This window comes from Mycobacterium sp. E802 (assembly GCF_001666875.1).
In the GTDB taxonomy this organism is placed as follows: domain Bacteria; phylum Actinomycetota; class Actinomycetes; order Mycobacteriales; family Mycobacteriaceae; genus Mycobacterium.
Genome location: NZ_LZJD01000067.1, coordinates 76,170 through 82,729 on the forward strand (window position 1 = coordinate 76,170; position 6,560 = coordinate 82,729).

The 6,560-nt window shown below is 66.6% G+C and carries 8 protein-coding genes; 5 read left to right on the forward strand and 3 right to left on the reverse strand.

Features of this window, described 5'->3' with window-relative positions; translation table 11 throughout:
- Positions 1-13: 13 nt before the first annotated feature.
- The gene (locus A5699_RS10295; protein ID WP_067768859.1) at positions 14-538 is read right to left on the reverse strand and encodes a hypothetical protein; all 525 of its coding nucleotides are present in this window, start codon (positions 536-538) and stop codon (positions 14-16) included.
- A gap of 368 nt (positions 539-906) precedes the next feature.
- Here A5699_RS10295 and A5699_RS10300 point away from each other — a divergent pair, with 368 nt between their 5' ends.
- From A5699_RS10300 to A5699_RS10320, 5 genes are read left to right on the forward strand one after another with little or no spacing between them, the layout of a single operon-like run.
- On the forward strand, positions 907-1,845 hold the full coding sequence (locus tag A5699_RS10300) for a TauD/TfdA family dioxygenase (RefSeq protein ID WP_067768818.1): 939 nt from the start codon (positions 907-909) through the stop codon (positions 1,843-1,845).
- 1 nt (position 1,846) lies between these two features.
- Complete coding sequence (locus A5699_RS10305) at positions 1,847-2,710, forward strand: ABC transporter permease (protein WP_067768820.1); 864 nt, start codon at positions 1,847-1,849, stop codon at positions 2,708-2,710.
- A complete protein-coding gene (locus tag A5699_RS10310; protein ID WP_067768822.1) occupies positions 2,697-3,440 on the forward strand; it encodes an ABC transporter ATP-binding protein in 744 nt (247 codons plus the stop codon). The genes A5699_RS10305 and A5699_RS10310 overlap by 14 nt, the downstream gene beginning before the upstream one ends.
- 23 nt (positions 3,441-3,463) lie before the next feature.
- Positions 3,464-4,516: a PhnD/SsuA/transferrin family substrate-binding protein gene (locus A5699_RS10315; protein ID WP_231965671.1), complete on the forward strand. Its 1,053-nt coding sequence runs from the start codon at positions 3,464-3,466 to the stop codon at positions 4,514-4,516.
- Positions 4,517-4,543: 27 nt separating this feature from the next.
- A complete protein-coding gene (locus A5699_RS10320; RefSeq protein ID WP_067768824.1) occupies positions 4,544-5,461 on the forward strand; it encodes a TauD/TfdA family dioxygenase in 918 nt (305 codons plus the stop codon).
- Between the two features lie 9 nt (positions 5,462-5,470).
- Here A5699_RS10320 and yaaA read toward each other — a convergent pair whose 3' ends face one another.
- A complete protein-coding gene (yaaA, locus tag A5699_RS10325; protein ID WP_067768826.1) occupies positions 5,471-6,220 on the reverse strand; it encodes a peroxide stress protein YaaA in 750 nt (249 codons plus the stop codon).
- A gap of 55 nt (positions 6,221-6,275) precedes the next feature.
- Positions 6,276-6,560 (reverse strand): hypothetical protein (locus A5699_RS10330; protein WP_231965672.1); only part of this gene is annotated, 285 nt, incomplete at its 5' end.

Genomic DNA, 6,560 nt, shown 5'->3' on the forward strand with positions numbered 1-6,560 from the left:
GTCTCGCTCCCGGTTACCGCGGCGCCACGACGACGGGTGCGGACAAGATCTCTCGGTACTCGACCATCGGCTCGCGCTTGAGCACCGCGCTCCCCGACGTGACGAGCAACTCGGTCGGGGAGACCGCGTAGTCGACCTGATAGTTCCGCGCCACGAACCGGCGACCGGGCGTGAGATCGGCGGAGGCCGCGAGCGCGGCCCGGTCGGAGAGTCGCACGCCGTGATACTCGAGTTGGCCACTGCGATCCAGGCAGATCACCACGAGTGAGCCCTCGGTGCGTCCGATCGCGCGTGCCGTCTGGTTCTCCCGGCACCGGGCCGCCGAGCCGACGAAGCCGGAGCCGTCGAATGCGAATGCCGCGGCAGCCGCGGCGGTGGCGGGCTCGGGAAGGCGGCGCGGTGCCGGCGGAATCGGTTTCACCTCATAGGTTCTGGCGCCGACGGCATACACCGAATCCTTCGCGGACAGCTTTGCGGCCAGCGTGGTGACGATGACGAATGCGGTGAGCAATGAACTGACCACGGCGGCCGCGGTCACCCCGATCCCCACCGGTAACCAACGCCGCTGCGGTGCCTTTCGGTGCCGTCCACCACGAGTCGGCGGATACAGCGGCTGCGGTGTGGAAACTGGGCAGGTGACCAAGCTTGCTCCCGGAAACGGCGGTGTGGTGGGCGTGGCACAGACGACGGGCGCTGACGCGAGGTCATATTGTGCACGACGATGCCGGGCACCGTGGGTGACACCCGGGTATTCGCCAGAACCCGTTGATGTGGACGACAGCCGCAAAGCGGCAATGAAATTTGCTCGCCATTCCAGTCACGCCGATTCAAACCGGTAAGCCTCACGGACAACCTGGTTAGCGTCGAGCAGTCGTTGTAGCAGCCGCTTTCGAGGGGAGCGTGGCCATGCCTTCTTCTGTTTCCGCCCAGGTCGAGGTGACTCCGTTGTCGGGCTTCACCGGCGCCCTGATCGAGGGGATCGATCTGTCGACACCGCTGTCCGCCGACCATATCGAAGCGATCCGGGCGGCACTACACCGGTGGAAGGTGGTCTTCTTCCGTGGGCAGGATCTCGACCACGCTTCACAGATCGCGTTCGGCGCACAGTTCGGTGAGGTGACGCCGGGGCATCCGTACGAGGGCGACTCTGCCCCAGTCGGATTCCCGCAGGTCCACACGGTCTCACCCGCTGCCTACGATCACCGGTACGGCACGAAGTACCGCAAGCGGCAGAGTCCCAACGGTCCGGGTTGGCATGCCGATGTCACACCGCTGATCAACCCGCCGTCGCATTCGATCCTGCGGGCCGAACGAGTACCCGACTACGGTGGCGACACCCAGTTCACCAATGTCGCTGCGGTTTACGCGGGGCTTTCTCCGTCCGTGCAGAGCTTGCTCGACGACCTGCGCGCCGAGCACCGCTTCGGCTCCACAACGTCGGCCGAGCGCAGCACCGAGAAGATCGGCGATTTGGTGCGCAGCAATCCGCTGGCCACCATCCACCCCGTGGTGCGGGTACATCCGGAGACCGGGGAGAAGGTCCTCTACGTCAACCCGTCCTTCACCCGCGAGATCGTCAATCTCTCGCCCCGCGAAAGCCGGCACCTGCTGGATCTGCTGTTCGAGGAGATCGCCCGGCCGGAATACTCGGTGCGGTTCAAGTGGGAGCCCGGCAGCGTGGCGTTCTGGGACAACCGTGCCGCCCTGCACCTGGCGCCGCGTGACTTCGAGCATGTCGAAGGCGACCGGGTGTTGCACCGCATCACGTTGGTCGGTGACGTGCCGGTCGGGCCTGACGGTGTTGCCTCCGAATCGATTTCGGGCGATTACTTCGGAGCCGCCTGAGATGGCCACGGTGTTGTCGCGGCCGGGCCGCGGCACGGCCGGCGTCGGCGAATCCGGTCTGGTCGATCCACGGGCCGCGGTTCGGCGGGTACAACGTAAGCCGCCGGTGCCGCGGTCGGTCCAGCGCCTGCTGGGACCGGTGCTGTTGGTCGGGCTGTGGCAACTGCTGTCCACCGTCGGCATCTTCGACGAGCGCACGGTGCCGCCGCCGACCCGGGTGCTCGCGGCGGCATGGGCTCTGATCGCGGACGGGACGTTTCAGGAGCACCTGACGGCCAGCCTGTTGCGGGTCGGATACGGGCTGGTGTTCGGCGTCGCGCTCGGGCTGGGTCTGGCGTTGATCTCCGGTCTGTCCCGCATCGGGGAGAACTTCGTCGACGCCAATATGGAGGTGCTGCGGGCGGTCCCGAACTTCGCGCTGGTGCCGTTGCTGATCGTCTGGTTCGGGATCAGCGAGGTGCCGAAGATCCTGCTGATCACCCTGGCGGTCGCCGTCGCGATTTACATCAACACCTTCAGCGCGATCCGCAGTGTCGATGCGGCACTCGTGGAGGCGGCGCGCTCTTTCGGGGCCGGCCGCGCCGAGATGATCTACCGCGTCATCATTCCCGGATCATTGCCCGGGTTCCTCGTCGGTCTGCGTCTGGCGCTGACGGCGTCCTGGTTGTCGTTGATCTTCGCCGAGACGATCAACGCCAAGAAGGGGCTGGGCCGGATGATGACCGACGCCCGCGAGTATTTCCAGATCGACGTCGTGTTCGTGCTGATCGCGGTCTACGCGATCCTGGGTCTGATATCGATCCTGGTGGTCCGCTTCCTGGAAGGTCGGCTGCTCAGCTGGAGGCGGGCCTATGACGGTGAGTGACTCCCTGGAGAGCGCCGTCGGTGTGTCGTCGGTGGTCATCGCCCGCGACATCCGGAAACGATTCGGGGACAACGTGATCCTCGACGGGTTGAACCTGGAGATGCGGACCGGTGAGTTCGTCGCGCTGCTGGGCCGCAGCGGTTCGGGCAAGAGCACGTTCTTGCGGGCCCTGGGCGCCCTCGACAGTGACGTGGACGGCTACCTACGGGTGCCCGAGCGACGTGCGATCGTGTTTCAAGACCCGCGGTTGCTGCCGTGGCAGCGGGTGCTGGCCAACGTGACGATCGGGCTGCCCGCCAATGGCGTTGTGCGGCAACGAGCCGTGGCCGCCCTCGGGGAGGTGAACCTGGCCGGCAAGGCCAAGGTGTGGCCGCGCACGCTGTCCGGTGGGGAAGCGCAGCGGGTGGCGCTGGCTCGAGCACTGGTGCGGGAGCCTCAGCTGCTGTTGCTCGACGAGCCGTTCGGTGCACTCGATGCACTGACCAGAATCCGGATGCACGGACTGCTGATGGACCTGTACCGCAGGCACACACCCGCCGTCCTGTTGGTCACCCACGATGTCGACGAGGCGATCGCCCTCGCCGACCGCGTGATCGTGCTGACCGACGGGGTCATCTCGCTCGATGTCGAGGTCGCGGTGCCGAAGCCGCGGGCTCGTGACACCCACGAATTCGCCACGCTGCGAAGGCGATTGCTCTCCGAACTCGGTGTATCCGAAGACGAGGAATAGGTCAGATGCCATCTGGTGGTCGAGTGTGGCGTGAATCTGCCGCGCTGCTGTTGATTCCCTTGCTGCTCAGTGCCTGTGGGCTCTCCGACGACGAGGGCGGCGATGCGATCGACACGGTGAAGATCGCGACCGACTCCGAGGTGCCGCCGGGTACCAAACTGGTCGTCGCCGAACAGAACGGCACGCAATCGCTGCCGTGGAATCTGGCCAATGCCGGGCAGGGCACGCCCTATGAGGTCGATTTCGCCGATTTCAGTGGCGGCGCAGCGGTCATCGAGGCGCTGCGCTCCGGGGCTGCCGACGTCGGATCGATCGGTGAGGCGCCGGTACCGATCGCGGTGGACAGCGGCGTGACCGACCTGGTGACCATCGGGTTGCAGGCCAATCCCGGTACCAGCGGCGGCTATTACCTGGTGGCCCGCCCGGACAGCGGGGTGAAGACCATCGAGGATCTTCGCGGCAAACGGGTGGCGTACCCGCCGGGTTCCGGCCGCCACATGATCACCGCGGCGTTGCTCAAGCGTCACGGACTGGATTTGAAGACCGATGTGCAGCCCGTGGAATTGGCTGGGGCAGAGGTGGTTCCGACATTCGCAGCCGGTGCGGTCGATGCCGCCATCGTGCTCGGCAACCAGTACTACCAACTGGGGGAACCGCCGATCCTCGGTGACGGCAAGGGCATCAACACCGGCATCCAGACGTTGATCGTGCGCAAGGACATACTCGACGATCCGGCCAAGGTGGCGGCGATCGGCGACTACGTCGGGCGGGCGGTGGCAGCCAACAACTGGAAGGACACCCACGCCGATCAGTGGATCGACCAGTACTACGTCAAAGTGCAAGGGATCACCTTCGAGCAGGGCAGAAAACTCTACGAAGAGGACGGGATCGCGTCGTATTACCCGATCGATGCGGATTCCACGGCCTTGTTCCAAACCGTCGCCGACGGACTGCACGAGACGGGGACGATCAAGACCCACGTCGACGTCGCGCCGTATGTGGACGGTCGCTACAACGACATCGTCACCGCGCAGAACCAACTCGACGGCGTCACACCGAAATCACTCAATTCGTAACGAACCGAACCTAATCAGGGGACACAGATGACGCAATTGGCATCAGCTCTCACCGTCCGGCCACAGTCCGGGTGGATCGGCGCCGAGATCGCTGGAATCGACCTCACCGCACCGTTACTCGACGAGCACGTGGCCGAAATCCGTGCTGCGCTACTCAAGTGGAAAGTAGTCTTCTTCCGCGACCAGTTCATCGGTCACGATGATCACCTACGCCTGGCCCGGGCCTTCGGATCCCCGACGCCGGCGCATCCCCTGTTCGATTCGATCCCGGACCCGGACTATCCGACGATCTATCCGATCTTCGCCGACCGGTTCAAGGCCCGTTACGGCAGCAGTCGTGGCTTCGACAAGGCGAACTGGCATGCCGACGTGACAGCGGCGGTGAATCCGCCTGCCGCGTCGATCCTTCGGGCGGAGGTGATCCCGCCCTACGGCGGAGACACCCAGTGGGCCAATACCGTTGCAGCCTATGACGGGTTGTCCGCACCGTTGCGGCGGCTGGCCGACGGGCTGCGGGCAGTACACCGATTCGCCCCACCGGACGGTACGACGGCCACCGAGGATTATCGGCGACGGGTGAACCGGCGCCCGCTGTTGACCGAGCATCCCGTGGTGCGGGTGCATCCGGAAACCGGGGAGAAGGCGCTCTACGTCAATCCAGGCTTTACCAGCCACATCGTCGACGTGTCCCCGCATGAGAGCCGCCGCCTGCTCGGGCTGTTCTACGACGAATTGGTACGCCCGGAGTACACCGTGCGGTTCAAGTGGGAGCCGGGCAGCATCGCGTTCTGGGACAACCGCTCGACCGTCCATCTCGCGCCGTCAGATCTCACCGGTGAGCACGACCGCCGGCTGTACCGGGTGACGTTGGTGGGCGATGTGCCGAAGGGTCCGGACGGCCGCCCCTCCACCGCGCTCGACGGGGAGCCGTTCGAGGCGATCTGACCACCGGAATCAACCGGCCGGAACCAGCAAGGTCAATTCATCGCCGTCGCGTTCGACGTTCATACCTGCCCGGCGGGCGACCGTCGCAACCGCTGCCGCGCTGTCCGGCTCGGCGCGTGAGCTCACCAAGGCCCGGGCCAGGTGGCCTTTGTGTGCCTTGTTGAAGTGGCTGACCACGGTGCGGTGGCCATCGGGATGCTCGGCGAGCACCTGCACCCGGACCGCTGCGGGGATTCGGCCCAGCCCGGCGTACGAGCCCGAGCGCAGATCCACGATCAGCTCCCGGCTGGACAGGTCGGCCAGCACCGGCTCCAAGAGTGGTCGCCAGCGTTTGGCCAGGCCGGGTTGGCCGGGCAGCTTCGATGATGCCGACAGCCGGTAGGCGGGCACTGGATCGTCGGCGCGCAGCAGCCCGAACAGTGCCGAACCGACCGCCAACCGCGTGCGGGCGCGGGCGACGGCCTGCCCGCGCAACGAGCCCACATCGAGCGCGTCGTACAACACGCCGGTATACCGCTCGATGGCGGGCATGGTGGGTGCTCGCAGAAGCGCGGCGTTTCGCTCGATCTCGGCATCCTGGGCGGTCGAGATACCCAGCGCCGTGCGGCAGGCCGGCGGATCCGCGGCGAGCGCGACCAGTTCGTCGATCAATGACCGGCGAAGCGGGGTCAGTTCCGGCGAGCTCAGGCGGTCCAGCTGGACCGGCGGTCCGTCCCCGCCGGCGCGTTTGGTCTCCGACGGAGGTAGGAGCACGATCACACGCCGACGTTAGCCGACGGGGTGTGGCGCACCATCGACCGACAGGTGTGATTTCTCAGATGGCGACCGGGGCAGGATCCTCGGGTGCCGGGGGAGGCGGCGGCGGCACGTCCAGCACGATCGGCGCCGGTGCGGCCATCGGATCGACGGGGGCCATCGGGTCGGCCGGGGGCGGCGGAGCGAAGGGGTCGATCGGTGCGGGTGCGGCCATGGGATCGACCGGGGCCATCGGGTCGGCCGGGGGCGGCGGAGCGAAGGGGTCGATCGGTGCGGGTGCCGCCCGCACTCGACCGGGGCGGGACGACGACCGGCCGCGGCGGAGGACGGGCGAATGGCTGGC

What these genes read in the sequence shown, in the direction of transcription:
- A5699_RS10300 (WP_067768818.1), top strand. Translation starts at nt 907, where the DNA reads ATGCCTTCTTCTGTTTCCGCCCAGGTCGAGGTGACTCCGTTGTCGGGC.
- A5699_RS10305 (WP_067768820.1), top strand. Translation starts at nt 1,847, where the DNA reads ATGGCCACGGTGTTGTCGCGGCCGGGCCGCGGCACGGCCGGCGTCGGC.
- A5699_RS10310 (WP_067768822.1), top strand. Translation starts at nt 2,697, where the DNA reads ATGACGGTGAGTGACTCCCTGGAGAGCGCCGTCGGTGTGTCGTCGGTG.
- A5699_RS10320 (WP_067768824.1), top strand. Translation starts at nt 4,544, where the DNA reads ATGACGCAATTGGCATCAGCTCTCACCGTCCGGCCACAGTCCGGGTGG.